Below are 1,032 nucleotides of genomic sequence, written 5' to 3' on the forward strand. Positions count from 1 at the left end.
GGGCCCCGGCCCCGGGACCATCATTGTCCTCAAGGCGGCCCGTCGCGGCCCCGATAACCCCAATAGAGACAAGAATCATCCGCTTTGGCCGCGGCGCGGTGCGCCCGAGGCCCGGGCCCTTTTCCCGCATCCTCGGAGGCTCGCCCATGCGCCTGCCGCGCCCGCTGCTCGCCGTCGGCATCCTGGCCGCTCTCGCGGGTACCCGTCCGTCCGCGGTCGCGGCCGCCCCTCCGGACCGCCCGCCGGTGACGGTGACCGTGCGCGACGCCGCCGGCGCGCCCGTGCCCTGGGCGGCGGTGACCCTCACCCCGACCGACGGGCAGGGGATCGGCGCCTGGACGGCGCCGGCGCCGGTGATGCGGCAGCACGGCGTGCTCTTCGATCCCTTCGTGCTGGCGGTGCGCACCGGGGCCGAGGTCGCCTTCCCGAACCTCGACGACATCCGGCACCACGTCTACTCGTTCTCGCGCGCCAAGCGCTTCGAGCTGCGCCTGTACGGCAAGGACGAGAACAAGCTCGTCGTCTTCGACCAGCCCGGCGTGGTGGCCCTGGGCTGCACCATCCACGACAACATGCTCAGCTTCATCCACGTGTCCGACGCGCCCGTGCAGGCGGTGACCGATGCGCAGGGTCGCGCCGCCTTCGCGGGCCTGCCCGCCGGCGCCTGGGAGATCGGGGTCTGGCATCCGGATCTCGCGGGCGACGGTCCGCCGCCGCTCGCGGTGCGCACGGGCCCGGACGCGGCGGCCGACGCGGTCGTGGCGATCCCGCTGCGCAAGGTGCGGCGCGTCCAGGAACCGCCGCGGGAGGGCCGCTATTGAACCTGCGCCCCGGGAGCTTCCAGACGCGCCTGGCCCTGGTCTACCTGGCCCTCTTCCTCGGGGTGCAGGCGACGGTGCTGATCGTGTTCAACTCCTCGGTGCCGGGACGGGTCCGCGCCGACGTCGAGCAGCAGCTCGCGGCGTCGGCGCGGGTCTGCGAGCGCATCCTCGCCGGGCGTGTCGACCAGCTCGCGGGCGGGGCCCAGCTGCT

The 1,032-nt window shown here is 74.3% G+C and carries 2 protein-coding genes; both read left to right on the top strand.

Annotated features, from left to right (window positions below; all coding sequences use genetic code 11):
* Positions 1 to 146 precede the first annotated feature (146 nt).
* Positions 147 to 821, top strand: a complete 675-nt coding sequence (locus tag KDM41_18235) for a methylamine utilization protein (GenBank protein MCB1185363.1) — start codon at positions 147 to 149, stop codon at positions 819 to 821.
* On the top strand, positions 818 to 1,032 hold a 215-nt coding region (locus tag KDM41_18240; protein ID MCB1185364.1), incomplete at its 3' end, for a hypothetical protein. The genes KDM41_18235 and KDM41_18240, both read left to right, overlap by 4 nt.

Source organism: bacterium (assembly GCA_020440705.1).
Lineage (GTDB): Bacteria > Krumholzibacteriota > Krumholzibacteriia > LZORAL124-64-63 > LZORAL124-64-63 > JAGRNP01.

Coding starts and splice junctions, on each gene's coding strand:
- KDM41_18235 (MCB1185363.1), top strand. CDS start 147: ATGCGCCTGCCGCGCCCGCTGCTCGCCGTCGGCATCCTGGCCGCTCTC.